This is a genomic window from Escherichia sp. F1 (assembly GCF_046764225.1).
Taxonomy (GTDB): domain Bacteria; phylum Pseudomonadota; class Gammaproteobacteria; order Enterobacterales; family Enterobacteriaceae; genus Escherichia; species Escherichia coli.
On the sequence record NZ_CP177202.1, the window covers coordinates 3,105,159 to 3,130,834 of the forward strand.

Annotated in this window: 19 protein-coding genes; 10 read left to right on the plus strand and 9 right to left on the minus strand. The window is 52.4% G+C overall.

All coding sequences use genetic code 11. The features are described 5' to 3' along the window. Positions 1-49: 49 nt before the first annotated feature. Genes ssuE through ssuB form a run of 5 tightly spaced genes read left to right on the plus strand, consistent with a single transcriptional unit; the run spans position 50 to position 4,285 of the window. Positions 50-625, plus strand: coding sequence for an NADPH-dependent FMN reductase (gene ssuE, locus ACK8NJ_RS15185; RefSeq protein WP_001263932.1), 576 nt, complete (start codon positions 50-52; stop codon positions 623-625). Further along, positions 618-1,577 (plus strand): aliphatic sulfonate ABC transporter substrate-binding protein SsuA, encoded by a 960-nt coding sequence (ssuA, locus tag ACK8NJ_RS15190; RefSeq protein WP_411961767.1) that lies wholly within the window; start codon positions 618-620, stop codon positions 1,575-1,577. Before ssuE ends, ssuA begins: the two co-directional genes overlap by 8 nt. Beyond that, on the plus strand, positions 1,574-2,719 hold the full coding sequence (gene ssuD / locus ACK8NJ_RS15195; protein WP_411961768.1) for an FMNH2-dependent alkanesulfonate monooxygenase: 1,146 nt from the start codon (positions 1,574-1,576) through the stop codon (positions 2,717-2,719). Before ssuA ends, ssuD begins: the two co-directional genes overlap by 4 nt. 10 nt (positions 2,720-2,729) lie before the next feature. Then, the gene (ssuC, locus tag ACK8NJ_RS15200; RefSeq protein ID WP_000235203.1) at positions 2,730-3,521 is read left to right on the plus strand and encodes an aliphatic sulfonate ABC transporter permease SsuC; all 792 of its coding nucleotides are present in this window, start codon (positions 2,730-2,732) and stop codon (positions 3,519-3,521) included. After that, positions 3,518-4,285: an aliphatic sulfonates ABC transporter ATP-binding protein gene (ssuB, locus tag ACK8NJ_RS15205; protein WP_001090509.1), complete on the plus strand. Its 768-nt coding sequence runs from the start codon at positions 3,518-3,520 to the stop codon at positions 4,283-4,285. Before ssuC ends, ssuB begins: the two co-directional genes overlap by 4 nt. A 42-nt stretch (positions 4,286-4,327) precedes the next feature. Here ssuB and pepN read toward each other — a convergent pair whose 3' ends face one another. Next, entirely contained in the window at positions 4,328-6,940 is a 2,613-nt protein-coding gene (gene pepN / locus ACK8NJ_RS15210) for an aminopeptidase N (RefSeq protein ID WP_000193814.1), read from the minus strand. A gap of 265 nt (positions 6,941-7,205) precedes the next feature. Here pepN and pncB point away from each other — a divergent pair, with 265 nt between their 5' ends. The 4 genes from pncB (at position 7,206) to aspC (ending at position 13,043) form a co-directional block, all read left to right on the plus strand. Further along, positions 7,206-8,408, plus strand: coding sequence for a nicotinate phosphoribosyltransferase (gene pncB / locus ACK8NJ_RS15215; protein WP_001305916.1), 1,203 nt, complete (start codon positions 7,206-7,208; stop codon positions 8,406-8,408). Positions 8,409-8,576: 168 nt separating this feature from the next. Beyond that, positions 8,577-9,977: an asparagine--tRNA ligase gene (asnS, locus tag ACK8NJ_RS15220; RefSeq protein WP_000117881.1), complete on the plus strand. Its 1,401-nt coding sequence runs from the start codon at positions 8,577-8,579 to the stop codon at positions 9,975-9,977. A 602-nt stretch (positions 9,978-10,579) separates the two neighbouring features. Further along, complete coding sequence (gene ompF, locus ACK8NJ_RS15225; RefSeq protein ID WP_000977917.1) at positions 10,580-11,668, plus strand: porin OmpF; 1,089 nt, start codon at positions 10,580-10,582, stop codon at positions 11,666-11,668. 184 nt (positions 11,669-11,852) lie between these two features. Next, on the plus strand, positions 11,853-13,043 hold the full coding sequence (gene aspC, locus ACK8NJ_RS15230; protein WP_000462687.1) for an aspartate transaminase: 1,191 nt from the start codon (positions 11,853-11,855) through the stop codon (positions 13,041-13,043). A gap of 49 nt (positions 13,044-13,092) precedes the next feature. On the opposite strand, the gene gloC is transcribed toward aspC, so the two are convergent. The 7 genes from gloC to cmoM form a co-directional block, all read right to left on the minus strand. Then, on the minus strand, positions 13,093-13,740 hold the full coding sequence (gene gloC / locus ACK8NJ_RS15235; protein WP_001109453.1) for a hydroxyacylglutathione hydrolase GloC: 648 nt from the start codon (positions 13,738-13,740) through the stop codon (positions 13,093-13,095). A 26-nt stretch (positions 13,741-13,766) separates the two neighbouring features. Next, entirely contained in the window at positions 13,767-14,315 is a 549-nt protein-coding gene (locus ACK8NJ_RS15240) for a YcbK family protein (RefSeq protein ID WP_001295932.1), read from the minus strand. Between the two features lie 180 nt (positions 14,316-14,495). Beyond that, positions 14,496-16,343, minus strand: coding sequence for a L,D-transpeptidase (gene ldtD / locus ACK8NJ_RS15245; RefSeq protein ID WP_001558916.1), 1,848 nt, complete (start codon positions 16,341-16,343; stop codon positions 14,496-14,498). A 260-nt stretch (positions 16,344-16,603) separates the two neighbouring features. Then, a complete protein-coding gene (gene mukB, locus ACK8NJ_RS15250; RefSeq protein WP_000572670.1) occupies positions 16,604-21,064 on the minus strand; it encodes a chromosome partition protein MukB in 4,461 nt (1,486 codons plus the stop codon). Further along, positions 21,064-21,768, minus strand: coding sequence for a chromosome partition protein MukE (gene mukE, locus ACK8NJ_RS15255; protein WP_001602111.1), 705 nt, complete (start codon positions 21,766-21,768; stop codon positions 21,064-21,066). The genes mukB and mukE overlap by 1 nt, the downstream gene beginning before the upstream one ends. Beyond that, positions 21,749-23,071, minus strand: a complete 1,323-nt coding sequence (mukF, locus tag ACK8NJ_RS15260) for a chromosome partition protein MukF (RefSeq protein ID WP_001288850.1) — start codon at positions 23,069-23,071, stop codon at positions 21,749-21,751. The genes mukE and mukF overlap by 20 nt, the downstream gene beginning before the upstream one ends. Next, positions 23,068-23,853 carry a tRNA uridine 5-oxyacetic acid(34) methyltransferase CmoM gene (gene cmoM / locus ACK8NJ_RS15265; RefSeq protein WP_001298300.1) on the minus strand — a complete coding sequence of 262 codons (786 nt, stop codon included), beginning with the start codon at positions 23,851-23,853 and terminating at the stop codon, positions 23,068-23,070. Before cmoM ends, mukF begins: the two co-directional genes overlap by 4 nt. A gap of 135 nt (positions 23,854-23,988) precedes the next feature. On the opposite strand from cmoM, the gene elyC reads away from it, so the two are divergent. Beyond that, positions 23,989-24,768, plus strand: coding sequence for an envelope biogenesis factor ElyC (gene elyC / locus ACK8NJ_RS15270; protein WP_001558914.1), 780 nt, complete (start codon positions 23,989-23,991; stop codon positions 24,766-24,768). Here elyC and ACK8NJ_RS15275 read toward each other — a convergent pair. Further along, positions 24,745-25,638 (minus strand): YcbJ family phosphotransferase, encoded by an 894-nt coding sequence (locus ACK8NJ_RS15275; protein ID WP_000436922.1) that lies wholly within the window; start codon positions 25,636-25,638, stop codon positions 24,745-24,747. The two genes, elyC and ACK8NJ_RS15275, sit on opposite strands and share 24 nt — an antisense overlap. Positions 25,639-25,676: the final 38 nt, after the last annotated feature.

Sequence of the window (25,676 nt, forward strand, 5' to 3'; positions counted from 1 at the left end):
TTGTTATCAATGTTAACAAAACAAGAACAATTGGTTATAAGGAGAGAGTATGCGTGTCATCACCCTGGCGGGTAGTCCTCGCTTTCCTTCTCGTTCCAGCTCCTTGCTGGAATATGCGCGGGAAAAACTAAATGGCCTGGATGTAGAGGTTTATCACTGGAATCTGCAAAACTTCGCCCCGGAAGATCTGCTTTATGCTCGTTTCGATAGTCCGGCACTCAAGACCTTCACCGAACAACTGCAACAGGCCGATGGACTGATAGTCGCTACACCTGTGTATAAAGCCGCCTATTCCGGCGCGCTGAAAACCCTGCTCGACCTGCTGCCAGAACGCGCTTTGCAAGGCAAAGTGGTACTGCCACTGGCGACGGGCGGCACGGTGGCTCATCTGCTGGCGGTCGATTACGCCCTTAAACCAGTTTTAAGTGCGCTGAAAGCCCAAGAGATCCTGCACGGCGTGTTTGCCGATGACTCGCAAGTAATTGATTACCACCACAAACCCCAGTTCACGCCAAATCTGCAAACCCGTCTTGATACCGCGCTGGAAACTTTCTGGCAGGCATTGCACCGTCGGGATGTTCAGGTTCCTGACCTTCTGTCTCTGCGAGGTAATGCCCATGCTTAAGATCATTCAACTGGCGCTGGCGGGATTACTTAGCGTCTCTACGATTGCGGTTGCTGCAGAATCCTCGCCTGAAGCGTTACGTATAGGCTATCAGAAAGGCAGTATTGGTATGGTGCTGGCAAAAAGCCACCAGTTACTGGAAAAACGCTATCCGCAAACCAAAATCTCCTGGGTGGAGTTCCCCGCTGGCCCACAGATGCTGGAGGCGTTAAACGTTGGCAGTATTGATCTCGGCAGTACCGGAGATATTCCGCCAATCTTTGCCCAGGCTGCCGGAGCTGATTTGGTATATGTGGGCGTCGAGCCGCCGAAGCCCAAAGCCGAAGTGATTCTGGTGGCAGAAAATAGCCCGATCAAAACCGTAGCCGATCTTAAAGGTCACAAAGTTGCCTTTCAAAAAGGTTCCAGTTCGCACAATCTTTTACTACGCGCACTACGCCAGGCCGGGCTTAAGTTTACCGATATACAACCCACTTACCTGACACCCGCTGATGCCCGCGCCGCGTTCCAGCAAGGTAACGTTGACGCTTGGGCTATCTGGGATCCCTACTACTCCGCTGCTTTATTACAGGGCGGCGTGCGGGTGTTGAAAGACGGCACCGATCTCAATCAAACCGGATCGTTTTATCTGGCAGCCCGTCCGTATGCAGAAAAAAACGGCGCAGTTATTCAGGGTGTACTGGCAACCTTTAGTGAGGCCGATGCGTTAACCCGCAGCCAGCGCGAGCAAAGCATCGCCTTATTGGCAAAAACGATGGGCTTACCGGCCCCAGTGATTGCCTCGTATCTGGATCATCGCCCTCCCACCACCATCAAACCGGTTAACGCCGAAGTTGCCGCCTTACAGCAGCAAACGGCAGATCTGTTTTATGAAAACCGTCTGGTGCCGAAAAAAGTCGATATCCGCCAGCGTATCTGGCAGCCCACTCAACTGGAAGGAAAACAATTATGAGTCTGAATATGTTCTGGTTTTTACCGACCCACGGTGACGGGCATTATCTGGGAACGGAAGAAGGTTCACGCCCGGTTGATCACGGTTATCTGCAACAAATTGCGCAAGCGGCGGATCGCCTGGGCTATACCGGTGTGCTGATCCCAACGGGGCGCTCCTGCGAAGATGCGTGGCTGGTTGCCGCGTCGATGATCCCGGTGACGCAACGGCTGAAGTTTCTTGTCGCCCTGCGTCCCAGTGTAACCTCTCCTACCATTGCCGCCCGCCAGGCCGCCACGCTTGACCGTCTCTCGAATGGTCGTGCGTTGTTTAATCTGGTCACAGGCAGCGATCCACAAGAGCTGGCAGGCGACGGCGTGTTCCTCGACCATAGCGAGCGCTACGAAGCCTCGGCGGAATTTACCCAAGTCTGGCGGCGCTTATTGCTGGGGGAAACCGTCAATTTCAACGGTAAACATATTCATGTGCGCGGAGCCAAACTACTCTTCCCGCCGATTCAACAGCCGTATCCTCCGCTTTACTTTGGCGGATCGTCAGATGTCGCCCAGGAGCTGGCGGCAGAACAAGTTGATCTCTACCTCACCTGGGGCGAACCGCCGGAACTTGTTAAAGAGAAAATCGAACAAGTGCGGGCGAAAGCTGCCGCGCATGGACGCAAAATTCGTTTCGGTATTCGTCTGCATGTGATAGTTCGTGAAACTAACGATGAAGCGTGGCAGGCCGCCGAGCGGTTAATCTCGCATCTTGATGATGAGACCATCGCCAAAGCACAAGCCGCATTTGCCCGGACGGATTCCGTAGGACAACAGCGAATGGCGGCGCTACATAACGGCAAGCGCGACAATCTGGAGATCAGCCCCAATTTATGGGCGGGCGTTGGCTTGGTGCGCGGCGGTGCCGGGACGGCGCTGGTAGGCGATGGTCCGACGGTCGCTGCGCGAATCAACGAATACGCCGCGCTTGGCATCGACAGCTTTGTGCTTTCAGGCTACCCGCATCTGGAAGAAGCGTATCGGGTTGGCGAGTTGCTGTTTCCGCATCTGGATGTTGCCATCCCGAAAATACCCCAGCCACAACCGCTGAATCCGCAAGGCGAAGCGGTGGCGAATGATTTTATCCCCCGTAAAGCCGCGCAAAGCTAAGGAATAAATAATGGCAACGCCAGTGAAGAAGTGGTTATTGCGCGTTGCCCCCTGGTTTTTACCGGTGGGCATCGTGGCGGTGTGGCAACTGGCCTCCTCAGTTGGCTGGCTGTCGACGCGTATTTTGCCCTCTCCGGAAGGAGTGGTGACGGCGTTCTGGACGCTCTCCGCCAGCGGCGAATTGTGGCAGCATCTGGCGATCAGCTCCTGGCGGGCGTTGATTGGCTTTTCAATTGGCGGATCGCTGGGGTTGATTCTGGGACTGATAAGCGGACTGTCGCGCTGGGGAGAAAGGCTGCTGGATACCTCAATTCAGATGTTGCGCAACGTGCCACATCTTGCGCTGATCCCGCTGGTGATTTTGTGGTTTGGCATTGATGAATCCGCAAAAATCTTTCTGGTGGCGCTCGGCACGCTATTCCCCATTTATATCAACACCTGGCACGGCATCCGTAATATCGATCGCGGTCTGGTGGAAATGGCGCGTAGCTATGGATTATCCGGCATACCGCTGTTTATCCATGTGATCCTGCCTGGTGCCCTGCCCTCAATTATGGTCGGCGTGCGTTTTGCGTTGGGCCTGATGTGGCTGACGCTGATTGTTGCCGAAACCATTTCTGCCAATTCCGGCATTGGTTATCTGGCGATGAATGCGCGGGAGTTTCTGCAAACGGACGTGGTGGTTGTCGCCATTATTCTTTACGCCCTGCTCGGCAAACTTGCTGACGTCAGTGCGCAACTGTTAGAGCGGCTCTGGTTGCGCTGGAACCCGGCTTATCATTTGAAGGAGGCCACGGTATGAATACTGCTCGTCTGAACCAGGGCACACCATTGTTGCTCAATGCAGTAAGCAAACATTACGCGGAAAATATCGTTCTGAACCAACTGGATTTACATATTCCGGCAGGTCAGTTTGTGGCGGTGGTGGGCCGCAGCGGTGGTGGCAAAAGTACCCTGCTGCGCCTGCTGGCAGGTCTGGAAACGCCAACCGCAGGCGACGTGTTAGCGGGCACCACACCGCTGGCTGAGATTCAGGAAGACACGCGAATGATGTTTCAGGATGCGCGTCTGCTACCGTGGAAATCGGTGATTGATAACGTTGGGTTAGGCCTTAAAGGTCAGTGGCGCGATGCCGCGCGTCGGGCGCTGGCTGCGGTAGGACTGGAGAATCGCGCCGGGGAATGGCCTGCCGCACTTTCTGGCGGGCAGAAACAGCGTGTGGCGCTGGCAAGAGCGTTGATTCATCGACCGGGTTTATTATTGCTTGATGAACCGCTCGGGGCGCTGGACGCCCTGACTCGGCTCGAGATGCAGGATTTGATTGTGTCACTTTGGCAGGAGCACGGCTTTACCGTACTGTTGGTGACGCATGATGTGAGCGAAGCGGTAGCAATGGCTGACCGGGTGTTATTAATTGAAGAGGGAAAAATTGGTCTGGATTTGACAGTGGATATCCCCCGTCCGCGTCGATTAGGGTCGGTGCGATTAGCGGAGCTGGAATCGGAAGTGTTGCAAAGGGTGATGCAGCGTGGTGAATCTGAAACTCGCCTGAGAAAACAGGGGTAAGTTCTCCGAATGGCGGTGCTATTGCCGCCATTCGGTTATTTATCAAGCCAGTGCTTTAGTTATCTTCTCGTACAGATCGCCAGAGAGATTTTCCAGCCCTTTCAACTGCTCCAGCGCCGCGCGCATTTTCTCCTGACGTTTGGCATCGTAACGTTTCAGGCGAATCAGCGGCTCAATCAGGCGTGAAGCCACCTGCGGGTTACGGCTGTTGAGGTCGGTAAGCATTTCCACCAGGAACTGGTAACCGCTGCCATCTTCGGCATGGAACGCTGCCGGGTTGCTGCCCGCAAACGCACCAATCAACGAACGAATACGGTTCGGGTTGCTCATGGTAAATGAGCGATGCTGCAACAGGCCACGCACCGTCTCCAGCACATTCGCCGCCGGGCTGGTGGCTTGCAGGATAAACCATTTATCCATCACCAGACCATCCTGATACCACTTGTCGTCGTACTCCTGCATCAGCGCGTCACGGCAAGGCAGCTGTGCAGCAACCGCCGCAGAAAGCGCTGCCAGCGCATCGGTCATATTGTTTGCTTCATGGTATTGCTTGCTCACCAGCACGTCAGCCAGATGCGTTTCACCAAAAGCAAGGAAGCGCAGGCAGGCATTACGCAGAGTGCGTTTTGCAATATCTTCATGCTCAACACGGTACTCGCTCTGGTAATTCGCGTTGTAAATAGCCAGTAGCTCATCCGCCAGTTCAGTCGCCAGAGTACGAGTGAGTGCTTCGCGTACTTCAGCAATAGCAATCGGGTCGATGATATCGAACAGTTCTGCCATTTCATTGACGGAAGGCAGCGTCAGGATTTCTGCCGCCAGTGCCGGATCAATCTTCTCATCAAGCAGTACCGCGCGGAAAGCATCAGCCACATGCACCGGCAGAGACAGCGGCTGACCTTGCTGATGACGCGCGACGTTCAGCTTGATGTAGGTTGCCAGCAGGCTTTGCGCCGCATCCCAGCGGGAGAAATCATTACGCGCATGACGCATCAGGAAGGTCAGTTGCTGATCGCTCCACTTATATTCCAGTTTCACTGGCGCAGAGAATTCGCACAACAGCGCAGGCACAGGCTGGAAGTAGACATTATCAAAGACAAAGGTCTGTTCCGCCTGGGTGACGTTCAGCACCGAATTGACCGGATGACCGCCTTTCTGCAACGGGATCACTTTGCCTTCGTTATCATACAGTTCGATGGCAAACGGAATATGCAGCGGCTGTTTTTCTGCCTGATCCGGCGTAGCTGGCGTGCGCTGGCTGATGGTCAGGGTGTACTGCTCGGTTTCCGGATTGTAGTCGTCTTTGACGGTCACAACCGGCGTACCGGACTGGCTGTACCAACGGCGGAAATGGGAGAGATCGACATTTGACGCATCTTCCATTGCCTGAACAAAATCGTCGCAGGTTGCCGCGCTGCCATCATGGCGCTCGAAATAGAGCTGCATCCCTTTCTGGAAGTTTTCTTCGCCCAGCAGGGTGTGGATCATGCGAATCACTTCCGCGCCCTTCTCGTAAACGGTCAGGGTGTAGAAGTTGTTCATCTCAATGACCATATCCGGGCGGATCGGGTGCGCCATCGGGCTGGCGTCTTCCGCAAACTGCAATCCGCGCATGGTGCGCACGTTGTTGATACGGTTTACCGCGCGAGAACCAAGGTCAGAGCTGAATTCCTGATCGCGGAAGACGGTTAAACCTTCTTTCAGGCTGAGCTGGAACCAGTCGCGGCAGGTCACACGGTTACCGGTCCAGTTGTGGAAATATTCGTGACCAATAACACGCTCAATATCGAGGTAATCTTTATCGGTGGCGGTGTCGGTACGGGCCAGCACATATTTGGAGTTAAAGATATTCAGACCTTTATTCTCCATTGCGCCCATATTGAAGAAGTCCACCGCGACGATCATATAGATGTCGAGGTCATACTCCAGGCCGAAGCGTTCTTCATCCCATTTCATGGAGTTTTTCAGCGAGGTCATCGCCCACGGCGCGCGGTCGAGGTTGCCGCGATCGACGTACAGCTCCAGCGCCACTTCGCGACCAGAACGCGTGGTGAAGGTGTCGCGCAGCACGTCGAAGTCGCCTGCAACCAGCGCAAACAGGTAGCACGGTTTCGGGAACGGGTCCTGCCACTGTACCCAGTGACGTCCGTTTTCCAGTTCGCCTTGCGCAACGCGGTTACCGTTGGAAAGCAGGAAGGGATATTTGGTTTTATCGGCAATAATTTTGGTGGTAAAACGCGCCAGCACGTCCGGGCGGTCGAGATAATACGTAATATGGCGGAAACCTTCGGCTTCACACTGGGTGCAAAGCGCATCGCCTGACTGATAAAGCCCTTCCAGCGCGGTATTCGTCGCCGGGCTAATTTCATTAACGATCTTAAGCGTAAAACGCTCCGGCAAATTACTGATGACCAGTGCGCCCTCTTCTTCTTTCCAGGCGGTCCACGGCTCATCATTAATATGAACAGAAACCAGTTTAAGATCTTCGCCATCAAGACGAAGCGGAGCATCTGATGCACCATGACGGACAGCCTGGCTGACCGCGGTAACGACCGTTTTTTGCGCGTCCAGGTCAAAGGTCAAGTCAATATCAGTAATCTGGTAATCCGGCGCACGATAATCGTGACGGTATTTGGCTTGTGGCTGTTGAGTCATAAATAACCTTTAGCATCTTTTATAGAGTCTGGTGTTCAGTCTATTCCTGTTGCGTAAATCGCGCTATGCAGAATCTTCATCTTTTCAGGTACAAACGCCTTTATTGCTACATTTTTATAACATGCACCGCGTAATGCCATCGACCAGAAAGGTGGCATATGGTGTGATCGGGGTTCAATAAATTGCGAAACAAGGTATACTCCAGCAGTTCCTGAAGATGTTTATTGTACTAAACGCTCCTGTACGAGGACGCTACTGCGCACCTATGACACAATTCGCTTCTCCTGTTCTGCACTCGTTGCTGGATACAGATGCTTATAAGTTGCATATGCAGCAAGCCGTGTTTCATCACTATTACGATGTGCATGTCGCGGCGGAGTTTCGTTGCCGAGGTGACGATCTGCTGGGTATTTATGCCGATGCTATTCGTGAACAGGTTCAGGCGATGCAGCACCTACGCCTGCAGGATGATGAATATCAATGGCTCTCAGCCCTGCCTTTCTTTAAGGCCGACTATCTTAACTGGCTACGCGAGTTCCGCTTTAACCCGGAACAAGTCACCGTGTCCAACGATAATGGCAAGCTGGATATTCGTTTAAGCGGCCCGTGGCGTGAAGTCATCCTCTGGGAAGTTCCTTTGCTGGCGGTTATCAGTGAAATGGTACATCGCTATCGCTCACCGCAGGCCGACGTTGCGCAAGCCCTCGACACGCTGGAAAGCAAATTAGCCGACTTCTCGGCATTAACCGCCGGTCTTGATATGTCGCGCTTCCATCTGATGGATTTTGGCACCCGCCGACGTTTTTCTCGTGAAGTACAAGAAACCATCGTGAAACGTCTGCAACAGGAATCCTGGTTCGTGGGCACCAGCAACTACGATCTGGCGCGTCGGCTTTCCCTCACGCCAATGGGAACACAAGCACACGAATGGTTCCAGGCGCATCAGCAAATCAGTCCGGATCTTGCCAACAGCCAGCGAGCTGCACTTGCTGCCTGGCTGGAAGAATACCCCGACCAACTTGGCATTGCATTAACCGACTGCATCACTATGGATGCTTTCCTGCGTGATTTCGGTGTCGAGTTCGCCAGCCGCTATCAGGGCTTGCGTCATGACTCCGGCGACCCAGTTGAATGGGGTGAAAAAGCCATTGCACATTATGAGAAGCTGGGAATTGATCCACAGAGTAAAACGCTGGTTTTCTCTGACAATCTGGATTTACGCAAAGCGGTTGAGCTATACCGCCATTTCTCTTCCCGCGTGCAATTAAGTTTTGGTATTGGGACTCGCCTGACCTGCGATATCCCCCAGGTAAAACCCCTGAATATTGTCATTAAGTTGGTTGAGTGTAACGGTAAACCGGTGGCGAAACTTTCTGACAGCCCTGGCAAAACTATCTGCCACGATAAAGCGTTTGTTCGGGCGCTGCGCAAAGCGTTCGACCTTCCGCATATTAAAAAAGCCAGTTAATATCATCAGGGAGCTAATCGGCTCCCTTTTTTTACCTTTAATTCCGAAATCTTTCGCTGCATTTGCGAATTCTGCTTGTCTGATTGCAGATGCCAGGTAACATAGGTATCCCCCCATTTACGGGTGGACAAGTGTTTATTTTTTCCGACTATTAACAGAGAGAATATTATGAGCGTTGTGCCTGTAGCCGACGTACTCCAGGGCCGCGTAGCCGTTGACAGCGAAGTCACCGTGCGCGGATGGGTACGTACCCGCCGAGATTCAAAAGCTGGCATCTCCTTCCTCGCCGTTTATGACGGTTCCTGCTTTGATCCTGTACAGGCTGTCATCAATAATTCTCTGCCCAATTACAATGAAGACGTCTTGCGTCTGACCACCGGCTGCTCGGTCATTGTGACGGGTAAAGTCGTGGCGTCGCCGGGCCAGGGGCAACAATTTGAAATTCAGGCCAGCAAGGTTGAAGTTGCTGGTTGGGTTGAAGATCCAGACACTTACCCGATGGCGGCAAAACGCCACAGCATTGAGTATCTGCGTGAAGTCGCTCACCTGCGTCCGCGCACAAACCTGATTGGTGCCGTCGCGCGCGTTCGCCATACGCTGGCGCAGGCGCTGCATCGCTTCTTTAACGAGCAGGGATTCTTCTGGGTTTCAACGCCACTGATTACTGCGTCTGATACCGAAGGGGCTGGCGAAATGTTCCGCGTTTCTACGCTGGATCTGGAAAACCTGCCGCGTAACGATCAGGGCAAAGTGGATTTCGACAAAGACTTCTTTGGTAAAGAGTCTTTCCTGACCGTATCTGGCCAGTTGAACGGCGAAACCTACGCTTGCGCATTATCCAAAATTTATACCTTCGGCCCGACTTTCCGTGCTGAAAACTCCAACACCAGCCGTCACCTGGCGGAATTCTGGATGCTAGAGCCGGAAGTGGCGTTTGCTAACCTGAACGATATCGCGGGTCTGGCTGAAGCCATGCTGAAATATGTCTTCAAAGCGGTTCTCGAAGAACGCGCTGACGACATGAAATTCTTCGCTGAACGCGTAGATAAAGATGCCGTTTCACGTCTGGAACGCTTCATTGAAGCCGATTTTGCGCAGGTGGATTACACCGACGCAGTGACCATTCTCGAAAACTGTGGCAGGAAGTTTGAAAACCCAGTTTACTGGGGCGTTGATCTCTCTTCTGAGCATGAGCGTTATCTGGCGGAAGAACACTTTAAAGCACCGGTAGTGGTTAAAAACTATCCGAAAGATATTAAAGCGTTCTATATGCGCCTTAACGAAGACGGTAAAACCGTTGCGGCTATGGACGTTCTGGCTCCGGGCATCGGTGAGATCATTGGTGGCTCCCAGCGTGAAGAACGTCTGGACGTGCTGGACGAGCGTATGCTGGAAATGGGCCTGAATAAAGAAGATTACTGGTGGTATCGCGATCTGCGTCGCTACGGTACTGTTCCGCATTCAGGTTTCGGTCTTGGTTTTGAACGCCTGATTGCTTACGTAACTGGTGTGCAAAACGTGCGTGATGTGATTCCGTTCCCACGTACTCCGCGTAACGCCAGCTTCTAATTTAGCGTCTTCAAGAGCCAGCACCCGCTGGCTCTTTTTTTATCCTTTCTGTCAAGTTATCTGTTTGTTAAGTCAAGCAATCTATTTACAACCCCGCCATAACGATCATCCTGTTACGTAATATTACATTGCAACATTTACGCACAAAAAATAACCAGCATTCTTATTGCGGATTAGTTTTTTCTTAGCTGATAGCACAATTTTCATACTATTTTTTGGCATTCTGGATGTCTGAATGAGGATTTAGTGCCAGGTCGATAAAGTTTCCATCAGAAACAAAATTTCCGTTTAGTTAATTTAAATATAAGGAAATCATATAAATAGATAAAAATTGCTGTAAATATCATCACGCCTCTATGGAAATATGACGGTGTTCACAAAGTTCCTTAGTTTTTACTTTTAGTTACATATTTTTTCTTTTTGAAACCAAATCTTTATCTTTGTAGCACTTTCACGGTAGCGAAACGTTAGTTTGAATGGAAAGATGCCTGCAGACACATAAAGACACCAAACTCTCATCAATAGTTCCGTAAATTTTTATTGACAGAACTTATTGACGGCAGTGGCAGGTGTCATAAAAAAAACCATGAAGGTAATAAATAATGATGAAGCGCAATATTCTGGCAGTGATCGTCCCTGCTCTGTTAGTAGCAGGTACTGCAAACGCTGCAGAAATCTATAACAAAGATGGCAACAAAGTAGATCTGTACGGTAAAGCTGTCGGTCTGCATTATTTCTCCAAGGGTAACGGTGAAAACAGTTACGGTGGCAATGGTGACATGACCTATGCCCGTCTTGGTTTTAAAGGGGAAACTCAAATCAATTCCGATCTGACCGGTTATGGTCAGTGGGAATATAACTTCCAGGGTAACAACTCTGAAGGCGCTGACGCTCAAACTGGTAACAAAACGCGTCTGGCATTCGCGGGTCTTAAATACGCTGACGTTGGTTCTTTCGATTACGGCCGTAACTACGGTGTGGTTTATGATGCACTGGGTTACACCGATATGCTGCCAGAATTTGGTGGTGATACTGCATACAGCGATGACTTCTTCGTTGGTCGTGTTGGCGGCGTTGCTACCTATCGTAACTCCAACTTCTTTGGTCTGGTTGATGGCCTGAACTTCGCTGTTCAGTACCTGGGTAAAAACGAGCGTGACACTGCACGCCGCTCTAACGGCGACGGTGTTGGCGGTTCTATCAGCTACGAATACGAAGGCTTTGGTATCGTTGGTGCTTATGGTGCCGCTGACCGTACCAACCTGCAAGAAGCTCAACCTCTTGGCAACGGTAAAAAAGCTGAACAGTGGGCTACTGGTCTGAAGTATGACGCGAACAACATCTACCTGGCAGCGAACTACGGTGAAACCCGTAACGCTACGCCGATCACTAATAAATTTACAAACATCAGCGGCTTCGCCAACAAAACGCAAGACGTTCTGTTAGTTGCGCAATACCAGTTCGATTTCGGTCTGCGTCCGTCCATCGCTTACACCAAATCTAAAGCGAAAGACGTAGAAGGTATCGGTGATGTTGATCTGGTGAACTACTTTGAAGTGGGCGCAACCTACTACTTCAACAAAAACATGTCCACCTATGTTGACTACATCATCAACCAGATCGATTCTGACAACAAACTGGGCGTAGGTTCTGACGACACCGTTGCTGTGGGTATCGTTTACCAGTTCTAATAGCACACCTCTTTGTTAAATGCCGAAAAAACAGGACTTTGGTCCTGTTTTTTATATGCCTTCCAGAGCAATCTCACGTCTTGCAAAAACAGCCTGCGTTTTCATCAGTAATAGTTGGAATTTTGTAAATCTCCCGTTACCCTGATAGCGGACTTCCCTTCTGTAACCATAATGGAACCTCGTCATGTTTGAGAACATTACCGCCGCTCCTGCCGACCCGATTCTGGGCCTGGCCGATCTGTTTCGTGCCGATGAACGTCCCGGCAAAATTAACCTCGGGATTGGTGTCTATAAAGATGAGACGGGCAAAACCCCGGTACTGACCAGTGTGAAAAAGGCTGAACAGTATCTGCTCGAAAATGAAACCACCAAAAATTACCTCGGCATTGACGGCATCCCTGAATTTGGTCGCTGCACTCAGGAACTGCTGTTTGGTAAAGGTAGCGCCCTGATCAATGACAAACGTGCTCGCACGGCACAGACTCCGGGTGGCACTGGCGCACTACGCGTGGCTGCCGATTTCCTGGCAAAAAATACCAGCGTTAAGCGTGTGTGGGTGAGCAACCCAAGCTGGCCAAACCATAAGAGCGTCTTTAACTCTGCAGGTCTGGAAGTTCGTGAATACGCTTATTATGATGCGGAAAATCACACCCTTGACTTCGATGCACTGATTAACAGCCTGAACGAAGCTCAGGCTGGCGACGTGGTGCTGTTCCATGGCTGCTGCCATAACCCAACCGGTATCGACCCTACGCTGGAACAATGGCAGACACTGGCACAACTTTCCGTTGAGAAAGGCTGGTTACCGCTGTTTGACTTCGCTTACCAGGGGTTTGCCCGTGGTCTGGAAGAAGATGCTGAAGGACTGCGCGCTTTCGCGGCTATGCATAAAGAGCTGATTGTTGCCAGTTCCTACTCTAAAAACTTTGGCCTGTACAACGAGCGTGTTGGCGCTTGTACTCTGGTTGCTGCTGACAGTGAAACCGTTGATCGCGCATTCAGCCAAATGAAAGCGGCGATTCGCGCTAACTACTCTAACCCACCAGCACACGGCGCTTCTGTTGTTGCCACCATCCTGAGCAACGATGCATTACGTGCGATTTGGGAACAAGAGCTGACTGATATGCGCCAGCGTATTCAGCGTATGCGTCAGTTGTTCGTCAATACGCTGCAGGAAAAAGGCGCAAACCGCGACTTCAGCTTTATCATCAAACAGAACGGCATGTTCTCCTTCAGTGGCCTGACAAAAGAACAAGTGCTGCGTCTGCGCGAAGAGTTTGGCGTGTATGCTGTTGCTTCTGGTCGCGTAAACGTGGCCGGGATGACACCAGATAATATGGCTCCGCTGTGCGAAGCGATTGTGGCAGTGCTGTAAGCGTTAAAAACAATGAAGCCCGCTGAAAAGCGGGCTTTTTTATGCGCCTTTACCAGACGGGCATTTCGTCTTGCAGGAAGGGATTATGCAGGCGTTCATAACCAAGTGTGGATAATGGTCCGTGACCCGGAATAAATGTCACGTCATCCCCCAGTGGCAGCAATTTATCTTTGATTGAAGAAATCAGTTGATTATGATCGCCACGCGGGAAGTCACTGCGCCCTACTCCGCCTTTGAAAATAACATCGCCAGAAATCAGCAGCTTTGCCCGATCATCAAAAAACACGACATGACCCGGCGTATGCCCAGGGCAATGTAACACCTGTAAAGTCACATTCCCTATGCTGATGGTATCGCCTTCGTTCAGCCAACGATCTGGCGTCAGCGGCTGGCACTCTTCCAGACCAAACATACGACTTTGCGCAGGCAAGCCTTGCAGCCAAAACTCATCTTCTTTTTCCGGGCCAAAAACCGGCACGCCGTAATGTTGCGCCAGTTCCGCCGCTGCGCCAACGTGGTCCAGATGACCATGCGTCAGCAGGATCTGCATCAGTGTCAGGCCGCTGGCGTCAACTTCCTGTTTGATTTTTTCCGCATCGCCGCCAGGATCGACCAGTGCGGCCAGACGGGTTTGTTCACACCAGATCAATGAACAGTTCTGGGAGAATGCGGTGACCGGAATAATACGATAGTTCATACTGCCCCTGTTTCGTTAAGCGATTGCTACCAGTGCCGTGCTGGCCCGGTATCAATATGCACAAAGTTACTACGTGGGTAATATCCTACACCACCTGCGCGCATAGATAACGCGGCTTTGCGAATATTGCTTAACGCGATACCTTCAATATGGAAATCCATCGCCTGCCCTTTCGTGTGATAGCTTTTCTTCGCTACTCCACGGCTGCGGGCGCGTAGTTCATTGTTGGTATCAATGGAACGATAACCGGAAATGAGTTGCACCGGTTTGCGGGTACCTAATAACCCTTGCAGGCGATACAACTGATCGAATAATCCTGGGTCGATGGACTTTATTTTGTTCGCGCGGTAATCGCGGAAAAAATGGTTAAGTTTTGCCAATTCTTCCTGAATATAGCCTCTGCCATCGAAAAACTCCGCTTTGATTGACTCTCCGGTATGAAGATTATTGAGTGTCAAAATGCGCGGGCGTGGGGTAGAGAGTGTTGCAAACGCAGGGGTCGGCAGGATGGCGGCACCGAGTGCAACGCCACCAAGCGCCAGCAGTTTGCGGCGATTAGCGTCGAATTTGTCCATGATAATCAAGTCTACAGGTCAATGTTATCGTTTATATGCACTTCTGGCGCACAAGAGGCACCTTAACCGCCCGTAAAGCAGACGTCAAGATGACTCAACCCCAGCAGTGACGGGGGCTGCAGAGAATTGCCCCCAATCATGCTAATTATTACGACAACTGATTTCCCCGAACTGCTTCATTTACCTGATTAATTGTTCCGCTTTCGATACGATTTGCGAGCTGGATCGCGCAGGCAGATCATAATTGTAAATATCTGTACGATACTGGGTACGACCATCTGCACCAACAAATGCCGTCAGGTAGTAGAGATTTACCGGAATCGACTGCCGAATATTGACGTAACGCGTATCACCCTGCTTCAGCGCATCAGAAATACGTTTGTCATTCCAGCCTGCATCCTGCAACAGCATATTCGCCAGATCGGAAGCTTTATTCACTCGTACACAGCCTGAGCTCAATGCGCGTGTATCACGCTTGAACAGATTGTGGTTCGGCGTGTCATGCAAATAAATGGCCTCTGAACTCGGCATATTGAATTTATAGCGCCCCAGCGAGTTCCGTGGGCCTGGAGCCTGCTGGAAGCGGAACGGTAAATTCGAGGCCGTGATTGTAGACCAGTCAACCTGCCATGGGTCAATCGCTTCTCTGCTGTTCCAGCCGCGCATCACCGTATAGCCATGGCTTTCGAGATATCCCGGATCGTTGCGCACTTTCGGCAGAATATCTTTGCGTGCCAGAGTTGGTGGTACGTTCCACGGCGGGTTTACCACTACGTTGTTAAGTGCACTGCTCATCATCGGCGTTTTGCGATCGGGGCGACCGACAATGACTCGCGAATCCAGCACCTGATTGCCGTTCTGATAGTAGACCAGCGAATAGGCCGGAATGTTAACCATGATCCCGGTAGAAAGCTCTGTTGGCAGCAAGCGCAATCGCTGGATGTTGAGTGCCAACACGCCAGCACGCTGGGCGGGCGTTACGTTTAACCAGTCACGCGTTGCCGGGCCAATAGCGCCATCTGCTCCCAATCCTTGCCATGCCTGAAAACGTTTAACGGCTTCCACCAGTTCATTATCGTAGGCGGCACGAACGGCAGGCGCAGGTTTACTACGAGACGTCGTTTGCTTGTCCATCGGCTTAGTTTCTGCTGTTTCAACAGTAACAGCGGATGGGCTGACTACTGCGTCAGTTGGCGTGTCATCGCCAGGGAGAGTAATTTTTGGCCCCCCGTCCAACATGCCTGTGCGTTGCAATATTTCGCGCAACGCCGGTACGTCGTTACTCCACTGCCCTGGGCGCAACGTTGCTTTGCCGGTCAGTTGGGGCCACGGTTTGGTGTCACTGAGTAAGGCCAGTAACGATTCATGCATCGCCGCATATTGCGGATGCTGCGGTGCCAGTCCTGCAACAAACGTAGGCAATTGACCTTTATCCAGCGCCTGCTGCCATTGGTTAATCACCGAAAGCGGCGGCGTTGAAAGCGCATAAGGTTTACTGCTATATAGCCAGCGAGTGCCTTTGACCGGAATATTTGCAATGAAATGGAGATAGCCCATCATCGCATCAGAGAGCACGACGTCGCGTGCCATCCCGTTAACACCAGGATCGGTCAGTAACTCTACCCATTTATTAAACTGCGGCTGGAAACCGGCAATCGCCACCTCTGCCAGCTGTTGCTGGAAGGCTTTAACAGCATCACGGTTTTCCCACATGGGTTGCATATCGCGTGCGGCATACAACAGTTGAAGCTGGTTAAGATAAACCGGCTTATAACCTGCGGGTAATTGAGATTCGATTTGCGTGCGGGCCTTTTCTGCCGCACCTTCAGGCAATGGCTGGATCCCCGCCATTATTGCCGTGGCTTGCGCCTGCGGCAGTGCCTCGCCCTGTTCACTGACAGCCACCGGGCTGTCGCCAGGGATTACTTCAGGCTCATCGGCCTGCGCATTGAACAGTGGAGCGAATGTTACGGCCAGGCACAAACTGATTGCCGACAGCCGACGACCACACATCATATTAAGCAACATCCCTTGCCCCCTGTTTTTATCATACTCTGAATAGCCAGGCTGTTATTTTACGACTTGCCTGTACAACGCCAATACTCACGAAAGTATGACGAGCAAGCCTGTTACTCATCAGGCTTATCTTCAGTATATAAACGCCGATACGTTTTTACATAACCTAATGTAAAGAAGTTTAAAGAAAAGCGCGCCGTAATGTGCCACTTTTTTAGTGCAGAAACGGAGTTTTCGGAAAAAGAAAAGGCGGCATTGCTGCCGCCTTAAACCTAGCTCGCCTGGGAAGGCGCTTCGTCAGTTCCTGGAAGCGTTTCAGGGAGTTGCGGCGCAAAGCCACGCAGGCCGACGACGTGTACGTGTTCGGTATTCTGGAAGACTTTACGCACCAGTTTATAGGTGGTGCCTTTCTCCGGGCTGATATTTTCCGGCGCTGCGATGATGAGCTGCATTTGCAAACGCTCACACAATTCAAACAGCGTGGCGATAGAACGAGCATCCAGTCGCGCTGCTTCATCGAGGAACAGCAGGCGGCAAGGAGAGATATCTTTACCGCGCAGGCGGCGAGATTCATCTTCCCAGCTTTGTACCACCATCACCAGAATCGACATACCGGTACCAATCGCCTCACCGGTCGACAATGCACCAGACTCTGCGCGCAACCAGCCATCGGAACCACGGTTAACCTCAACTTCCATTTCCAGATAGTTGCGGTAATCCAGCAGTTCTTCGCCAATGGTCTGCGGCGTGCGCTGCCCCATATCAATCTGCGGATTAAGACGCTGATACAATTTCGCCAGCGCTTCCGAGAAGGTCAGACGGTTGCTGTTAAACAGATCCTGATGCTGCTCGTGCTGTTCAGAGAGCACATCCAGCAGCATGGCGTGCGTTTCACGTACGTTCACGTTCAGACGTACGCTGTTTACCTGACCGAACGATACGTTCTGCAAACCCTGGTTGAGCATACGGATACGGTTTTGCTCGCGCTGAATGGTTTTGCGAATAATGTTCGCCACGCTGCGGGAACTGATCGCCAGTTTCTGTTCGCGGGAGGTTAACTCTTCGGTCAGACGGCTAAGTTCGATCTCCATCTGTTCGATAGCTTCCACCGGATCATCGGTACGAATAATATCCTGACGAATACGTTCACGCAGATGCTGATAAACCGCCACGAAGAACTGAATTTTACGTTCCGGACGTTTTGGATCTTCCGACATGCGCAGCACATCGCGCAGATGTTCGTTATCTGCCACTGCCAGACGCAGCGCACCTAACGCCTTATCCGACATGGAACGCAAATCATCAGCGGAGAGATAAGCCAGCTCACGACGGTGTAAGCGGCGCTCAACGCCGTTATCTTTCACCATGCGCATGACTGCACACCAGCCCGCTTTCGCGGTCACTACCTGCTCGCGCATCTCAAAGTAATCCCGCTCCAGCTTGCGCAGTTTGCGGGTCAGGTTGTCCATCTCTGCTTCGCAGAAGGTAAGCGCTTTTTCCAGTTGATTGCGGCGTGAACGGTTATTGCTCAGTTGCGCGTGCAACTCGTCACGGCGAATACGCGCCCGCTCTTCTGCCCCGCTATCAGCACGCACGCCGATATCCTGCAATTCACGTTGCAGGTCGTTAAGCAGCTCTTTTTTGGTGTCGTAAGAACTTTTCAGCGAAGCCAGCACCTGGTTGTACTGACTCAACTGCGCTGCGTGTCCGCGCAACGCTTCACGAGCGCGGGTACGCTCCGCTTCCGCCTGTTCCAGACGTTCACGCAGTTTTTCGTTGAGATCGCTGTTACCGCTAAGCATTTCTGCCGAGTCAGAGTAGCTAAAGTGCGCACGACGCTGCACCACTTCCGTCAGGGCAAACGCCTGCTGACGGGCATCGCGCTGCATCTGCTGAGAGTACGCGTAATCTTCTTTTAACTGTTCGAACTGTTCCGGGTCACTCTGCAATACCGAAACGATCGGTTCCAGTTTCGCCAGTTGATTACCGAACTGCTGAACAAAACGCGCGGCTTCCTGGGCTTCATCCAGACGTTCGCGGATTTCATCGACGCGATCTGCCAGGCTGTCATCAGCCAACAGGTTGAGACGCGGCAGAATGCGGTTCAGCGCCGTAACGCCCTCTTTCGCCTGCTCAAATTGAATACGCTGCTGCTGGTTATCATTTTCATGATTACTCAGCGCCCGCTCCAGTTCGACGCGACGGCTGTTCAGTTGACGGATTTCTGCTTCCGGATCAGACTCAAACGCCACCGCCAGATGACTGCCGATAAAGCGGCTGAACGCCTGATGCAGACGCTGGGTTTTCTGTACATCAAAGGAGAGCGTGGCGAAGCGTTCGGAAAGCACTTCACGCTCGGCATGGAGGCTTTCAATACGGCTTTCACGCGCAGCACGACCAAACAGCGGCACTTCCGGGAAACGTGAATAACGCCACTGACGATCGGCGATTTTCACCACCACCGCTTTTTCCAGCTCATCAACGCTGAACACGCTGTCATCGAATGACTGCGGATCCCCTTCGATCAGATAGAGATCTTCCGGGCAATCGGTCAAGCCTTCCAGGTGCTCGGTTACCTGTGACAGATCTGGCACCACGATGGCGTGGCGTGACGGGCCATACAGCGCCGAGAAGTACGGCGCATCTTCCAGGCTAACGTCATCATAAATTTCTGACAGCAGCACGCCGCCAAAACGCTCCGCCAGCGCGTTCAGACGCTGATCTTCAGAGCCGCCAGGCTGGCTTAAACGTTCGATCTCTTCATCGACGGCGTTTTTACGCGCGCCTACTTCATCGCGTTCAACAATCGCCTCGCGCTCACGCTCCAGCAACTGTTGCAGATATTCAGTGACGTCCTGGCTGGAGGTGAACTCTTCGCCGCACTGTTCGCTCAACTGGTTGAGACTGTTTTGCGCTGCCAGCCAAACCGGCGCACGCTGCATCAAACTCTGAATGCGAGACTGCAGCTGTTCCTGTTCCTGGCGCAGTGCCATGCGCTCTTCGCGGGCGTTAGACACGCTATCGGAAAGAGAGGCAATGCGTGCTTCCAGCTCCTGATGCAGAGCTTCCAGTTCATCAATATCAAAATTCTTGCCCTGACGTTTGCAGAAATCTGCCAGCAGGCGTTCGGCTTCTTGCTGCTCGCGCAGACGCTGTTCCAGTTCGCTTAAGCGCATCCGCAACGGTTGAACCTGCTCTGCCAGGTGACGCTGATCGACCCCTTCGCGCAATAGTTCGCGAGCGACATCCCACGCCTCGTTACGCGCCAGCGGGCCATTAATTGCCACCACCAGCTGATAAGCCTGCTCAAACTGGCTGTGCGCGGTTTGCGCCATGCTCATTTTCTGCTCAAGAGAGAGCATTTTTTCAGTCGCTTCCAGCTCTTTCGCCTGGAAGGTTTCCAGCCATTCGGCGGCGCTGTCGGCGGTTAAGTCCGGCAGATGGCACAGTTCTTTGGCACGATTAAGCGCAGCAATCGCCTGGTTATACTGGATCGCGCGCGTTTGCTGGACGTCCAGCGCCTGCTGATAGTCAGCAAGCTGGCTTTTCAGCTCGTCCACTTCCAGTTCGGCAGCTTCCGCACGAGCCTCGTTCTCTTCCTGGCGTTCGATGGCTTCTGCCACCACTTCGTTTTGCTCTTCCAGACGGATCTGCAGCTCATCGAGATCCGCTTCGTAACGTTCGATCTTCTCCTGCTGACGCAGTGCGGTTTGCACCAGGTTCAGGTGATCGCTGGCCGCCTGATAATCTGCTTCCAGATCGCCTTCGGCACCGTTGTGCTCTGCCAGCTCACGCGCCATATCGACGTGTTTGTACTGCTCAGCCGCCAGTTGCTGACGCGAAGTGTGTAGCTCGCGACGAAATTCCAGGGCTTTGTCGAGATGGACACGGCGCTCGTTGGCGTGACGCATGTAGTCCGCCGCCACGTAGTTGGTGGCTTCGCTGATCAGATGCTTAAACAGGTCACGGTCCGACTGGGTGACACGAATCGCTTCCAGCGTCATGCGGTTTTCGCGCAGCGCCGCTTCCATGTCCTGGAACGCTTTACGCACGCCGCTGTTTTCCGGCAACAGGTAGTCGCGCAGAGAGCGCGTAATGGCGCTGGAGATCCCGCCGTACAGCGAAGCTTCGATCAGACGATAGAATTTGCTACGGTCAGATGCGGAGCGCAGACGACGCGCGATGATGCCCAGATCGAACATCAGCGAGTGGTAATCGGTAATGGAGTTGAACTGTTTAAACTGCACGCCTTCCATCGCCTCGAGCTTGTCTTTCAGCTCGTTAAGCGGCAGCACGCGCGCCTGACGTTCGTTCAGAGTTTCGGTCACCAGTTGTGTCGGCTGCACCGACATCGGCAAGCCCTGAATGGCAAACGGTTTGATATCCACTTTACGATCGCGTCCGGCAACCTGTTGCAGACGCACACCGACCACCACGCGCTGGTGGCGCGAGTTAATGGTGTCGAGCATTGAATAACAGACACCCGCTTTCAGCTTACCGTGCAGACCTTTATCGCGCGAACCGCTGGTGGCCCCGGCTTCCGTGGTGTTACGGAAATGCAGCAGGGTCAGGTCGGGGATCAGTGCCGTAACGAACGCCGCCATGGTGGTGGATTTACCCGCCCCGTTACCGCCGGAGAGCGTCGTAACCAGCTCATCGAGGTCAAAAGTTCGGGCAAAAAAGCCGTTCCAGTTAATCAGCGTCAGTGAGCGAAATTTACCGCGTTCAATCATTATTCTTCCTCTCCGCTATCTGGCTGACTCTCTTCGGTTTCATCGTTGAGTTGCAGATGATTTTCAATCGGCATTGCTTCGCCATCACGAATCAGGCGACGCTGTGCTTCACGGGGATCGTCGCCAGCACGCACATCGGCTCCGAAGCGGAACACCGATTCGGTAATGCGGAACTTGCTGCTGTCGTGGCCCATAAACCACACCATACCCAAACGACGCAGACGGTTGAGCGAAGAACGTACTTTTTCCTGCAACTTCTGGCGGTCAACGTCTGAACCGGTTGAACGGTTGTTCACCAGTTTCAGCAGTTTCGCTTCATCGGCCAGGGTGAGCAGTTCGTCGTACAGTTCCTGCTGGGTGAAAATCCCCTCGTTCGCCAGCCGTTCCGGGCTGAGATAGAGATAACAGAGGATTTTCCCGACCATCATATCCAGTTCCGACAAGACAGAACGAGGGATAATAGTGGTGGAACGTGGGCGTAAATAGAAGAACCCTTCCGGTGCGCGAATAAGCTCAACGTTATAACGCGCGTAAAACTCTTCCAGATATTCCTGAAAATCCATCAGGAATGCATGATTATCCAGTTCGTCGAGGCCAATATGGCGGCCTGAACGTAAGGCGCTATCCAGCGCCGGAAATAACGGATTCGCCAGCGCCTGCGCCAGCTTAACCGGCATCACTTGTTCAATATTTGTCGATGACATGCGCCTGTACCTTGGCTCCGTAATCATTAATCGGCTGCCATTTCGCTGGCAGTCCGGTGAAATCTGCTTGCGCTACGCCAAGACGTACCGCCTGATCAATAACAATGCGCGCAACGTCAAAGTGACGTGCACGCGGATACTGTGACAGATATTCGCGTACCACCAGACCAAGATCCAGCGGCACTTGTCTGGTTTTGTACACGGCGAGTTGTTCTTCGATGATCGCCGCCAGCTGTTCGCGGATCTCGTTAAACTCTTCGTACTCCAGATCCTCAGGAAGTTCCCCAGTCACTTCTTCATCGCGCAGTGCCATCTCTTCGTCACGCATATCCAGCAGACGATCGGCATTGGCATAAGTTAGCGCCCACGGCTCATCAAAATAGGTTTGTACCGACTGACGTAACCGCTGAGCAAAGACGCGGTTTTTATCCATATCGATCGCAGTACGAATAAATTTGTGTACGTGGCGGTCGTAGCCAATCCACAAGTCGATGGATTGCTGGCCCCAGCTGATAATACGGTCGAGTTTGCTCTGCAGATCGAACACCAAACGATCGACAAAGTGCAGATCGTCATGGGTCATCGTCGCATCCTGAATGCGCAACAGATTAGCCTGCAATTTGTCGCCTGCCGCTTCCAGCGTATCCTGCAATTCACGCAGCGTGCCGGAAGTTTCTGAAAGCAACAATTCACAGCTGGAAATCGCTGCCCGCCAGTCTTTGTTCAGCAACTGGGCGATATCGTCCTTCACCTGCTGCTGCTGTTCGTCCATCAGACGTTGCGTCAGGTCGATACTGTCGAAAATTTCTGCTACCGAATATTTCAGTGGCGCATAGACATTACGGTGCCAGTGAAATTCATCACCGCCCTCTTCGGCGGCATCTGCTGCGCGTTTGAGCTCACCCGCCACAATCGACAACTGCATAGAAAGGCGCAGCGTAGAAAACTCGCGCTGACGGATGTAATAGTCAGTAATGCCGATGCCGAGCGGCGTCAGACGGTAAATTGCGTTCCCTTCCGCCTGCTCGCTGGTAAAGCGGTTCAGCAGACGTTGACGCACCATGTCGTTGATCGCGTTGTTGGCGCGCACGCCGATGGTTTCGCTGGTTTGCTCAAACGCATCACTCACATGGCGGAATGCATCCACCAGCTCGCCTTCACTCATCTCACCATCCAGACGCTCGCCGTTCAGCGTGGCAACCGCCAGCAGAAAAGAGAGTCGGTCTACCGGCAGCGAGATGGAGAAGTCATTTTTTCTGGCCCAGGCAACCAGTTCGGGGACTGTCTGGGAAAATTCACTCATACTTTATCCTTGCTCTGCGGTTTGCGCGCGGTGACATGAATATAACGCCCCAGGGTAATATACGGTTCCTGACGGCAATAACGCGTTTCTAATTCAAGTAATGCTTCATAGCAGTCGCGCTGCTGGTGCTTCTCGCGCAGATAATCATGAAACACACGAACGCCTGTCTTACCCATAATTTGCCAACCAGCTTCTTCCAGCCACAGATAAACCTGCGCCGGGTCGCGTGGATAATCTGGCGAAAGCGTCCGTTTTTTCTTTTTCGGCATTCCCGCCTGCACGTAATCAAAATTCCCGGCGACCATGTTATGCATCAGCAAGCCATGCGCATTGTAGAACATTAACGACAACACACCGCCTGGACGCAACACTGACCACAGGGTCTGTAATACGCTGCGGGGATCGGCCACCCACTCGAGCACCGCATGGAACAATATCAGATCAACGGGCGTTTCCAAATGCGAAGCAACATCCTGAGCGGCGCAATGTATAAATTGCATGTTGTCGCTCACACCTTTTGCTTCTGCCGCCTGTTTTGCGCGGTCGATCATCTGCGCAGAAAGATCGCATAAAATGACCTGATGCCCGCGCTCAGCCATTTTGATTGCGGTCTGCCCTTCTCCACCGCCAGCATCCAGCACACGCAGTTTTTGCGGGCCCATTTCCGCCAGCACGCGATCGAGATCCTGCCACAGAATAGCCTGTCGAAGCTGCCCTTTGGTGGTGCCGTAAATGTTACGGGAAAACTTTTCCGCAATATCATCAAAATTGCGATCCTGCATTGCTTTCTCCACCGGTTGGCTAAGACGTTTTCTGATAAAGACGCTATTTTGTCACAGCCACGGCGAGAATGAACCCGTCTGGTGTAATATCGCTGGCGATCCCTTGCTATATGGTTAAAAAAGGAACCAGAAAGGATGCTTTTTACACTGAAAAAAGTGATTGGCAATATGTTGCTGCCACTTCCGCTGATGTTGTTGATTATTGGCGCTGGCCTGGCGCTGCTGTGGTTTAGCCGTTTTCAAAAAACCGGGAAGATTTTTATTAGCATTGGGTGGCTGGCGCTCTTGTTATTGAGTTTGCAACCGGTAGCCGACCGCCTGCTGCGTCCCATCGAAAGCACCTATCCGACATGGAATAATTCGCAAAAAGTGGACTATATCGTGGTGCTCGGAGGTGGTTATACCTGGAACCCGCGGTGGGCACCAAGCTCGAATTTAATCAATAACAGTCTGCCCCGCCTGAATGAAGGTATTCGCTTATGGCGCGAAAATCCGGGATCAAAACTGATCTTCACGGGAGGCGTAGCAAAAACCAATACGGTGAGTACAGCCGAAGTAGGTGCCCGAGTTGCGCAATCGCTGGGCGTGCCGCGCGAGCAAATTATCACTCTGGATTTGCCAAAAGATACCGAAGAAGAAGCTGCGGCAGTGAAACAGGCGATTGGTGACGCCCCTTTCCTGCTGGTGACCTCCGCATCACATCTGCCGCGGGCGATGATCTTTTTTCAGCAGGAAGGGCTAAATCCGCTGCCAGCCCCGGCGAATCAGTTGGCCATCGACTCGCCGCTTAATCCGTGGGAACGGGCAATCCCTTCTCCGGTCTGGCTGATGCATAGCGATCGTGTTGGCTATGAAACGCTTGGCCGCATCTGGCAGTGGCTGAAAGGTCCGTCAGGCGAGCCACGGCAAGAGTGATTTTGATGCCAGATCGAAGTTGCGCCGACTAAATCGTCCGGTATTAACCAGTTGCGCAACTTCATCCCATAACACATACAACCAACGCCGCCAGATGAACGACTCCGCCACTGGCGCGCGTTGCAGGTAACTCCAGAGCAAATCTTCCGCCAGAGAATTATCCATTAGTCGGAACAGTTCGTATTCTCGCGGTGCCCAAAGCATTAGTCCCGGCCCGACCATCGCCAGTAACTGATCGCTGCGCGAATCTTTCAGCATGCTGCGTAAACAGAAGTTACCGTGAATCAGCACACAATTGTCGTTAAAGCCTTCAAATAATGCCGGGAGACATTCGCGAGTACGAAACAGGATCCGCTTATCCTGCATCGTTAGACCGGTGTTATTGAACTGATTGAGCGTGGTCCATAGCACTTCAACATGTTGCCGGTACCATGAGGGCCAGAAATTTTCCTGAGTATTGTCGACCGCGCCGACGCAACCGCGACTGTCCTGACGGTGCCAGGCCAGTAAGGCTTCAACGATTTGGTCTTTGAGTTGTTCCCAGCGTTCTGGTGTTCGGGCTGGTGCCTCCACCGAAACACCACGCATCCGCTCCAGTAGTAGGACATCGGGGCCGGGGTGTTCTTCATGCGTCATCACACCATAAATAGTCGGCATACGGACAGTCCCACTTCTTGCCAGCATGGTGGTTTTCCATGCCAGTTGTCGGGCTTTTCCGGGCGTACTAAAGCTTCTTGCCATTAACGGCATTGGGTTTCCCTGGCTGTCATACAAAGCCCACAACGCCGTATCCGCTTTTTCATTGACGCACTCAATACGACTGAGTTTTTCGCCCAGTAAATGGCTTAATTCGGCACGCAGCTGTTCCATTCAGATTACCCTCATAAAAGCTACTGCTTTCATAATGA

Excerpts from the sequence above, each read along its gene's own strand:
- ACK8NJ_RS15240 (WP_001295932.1), bottom strand. The coding sequence starts at position 14,315 with ATGGACAAATTCGACGCTAATCGCCGCAAACTGCTGGCGCTTGGTGGC.
- ompF (WP_000977917.1), top strand. The coding sequence starts at position 10,580 with ATGATGAAGCGCAATATTCTGGCAGTGATCGTCCCTGCTCTGTTAGTA.
- gloC (WP_001109453.1), bottom strand. The coding sequence starts at position 13,740 with ATGAACTATCGTATTATTCCGGTCACCGCATTCTCCCAGAACTGTTCA.
- ssuD (WP_411961768.1), top strand. The coding sequence starts at position 1,574 with ATGAGTCTGAATATGTTCTGGTTTTTACCGACCCACGGTGACGGGCAT.
- cmoM (WP_001298300.1), bottom strand. The coding sequence starts at position 23,853 with ATGCAGGATCGCAATTTTGATGATATTGCGGAAAAGTTTTCCCGTAAC.
- pepN (WP_000193814.1), bottom strand. The coding sequence starts at position 6,940 with ATGACTCAACAGCCACAAGCCAAATACCGTCACGATTATCGTGCGCCG.
- ssuB (WP_001090509.1), top strand. The coding sequence starts at position 3,518 with ATGAATACTGCTCGTCTGAACCAGGGCACACCATTGTTGCTCAATGCA.
- ssuC (WP_000235203.1), top strand. The coding sequence starts at position 2,730 with ATGGCAACGCCAGTGAAGAAGTGGTTATTGCGCGTTGCCCCCTGGTTT.
- ldtD (WP_001558916.1), bottom strand. The coding sequence starts at position 16,343 with ATGTTGCTTAATATGATGTGTGGTCGTCGGCTGTCGGCAATCAGTTTG.
- ssuA (WP_411961767.1), top strand. The coding sequence starts at position 618 with ATGCTTAAGATCATTCAACTGGCGCTGGCGGGATTACTTAGCGTCTCT.
- asnS (WP_000117881.1), top strand. The coding sequence starts at position 8,577 with ATGAGCGTTGTGCCTGTAGCCGACGTACTCCAGGGCCGCGTAGCCGTT.
- mukB (WP_000572670.1), bottom strand. The coding sequence starts at position 21,064 with ATGATTGAACGCGGTAAATTTCGCTCACTGACGCTGATTAACTGGAAC.
- mukE (WP_001602111.1), bottom strand. The coding sequence starts at position 21,768 with ATGTCATCGACAAATATTGAACAAGTGATGCCGGTTAAGCTGGCGCAG.
- ssuE (WP_001263932.1), top strand. The coding sequence starts at position 50 with ATGCGTGTCATCACCCTGGCGGGTAGTCCTCGCTTTCCTTCTCGTTCC.
- ACK8NJ_RS15275 (WP_000436922.1), bottom strand. The coding sequence starts at position 25,638 with ATGGAACAGCTGCGTGCCGAATTAAGCCATTTACTGGGCGAAAAACTC.
- aspC (WP_000462687.1), top strand. The coding sequence starts at position 11,853 with ATGTTTGAGAACATTACCGCCGCTCCTGCCGACCCGATTCTGGGCCTG.
- pncB (WP_001305916.1), top strand. The coding sequence starts at position 7,206 with ATGACACAATTCGCTTCTCCTGTTCTGCACTCGTTGCTGGATACAGAT.
- mukF (WP_001288850.1), bottom strand. The coding sequence starts at position 23,071 with ATGAGTGAATTTTCCCAGACAGTCCCCGAACTGGTTGCCTGGGCCAGA.
- elyC (WP_001558914.1), top strand. The coding sequence starts at position 23,989 with ATGCTTTTTACACTGAAAAAAGTGATTGGCAATATGTTGCTGCCACTT.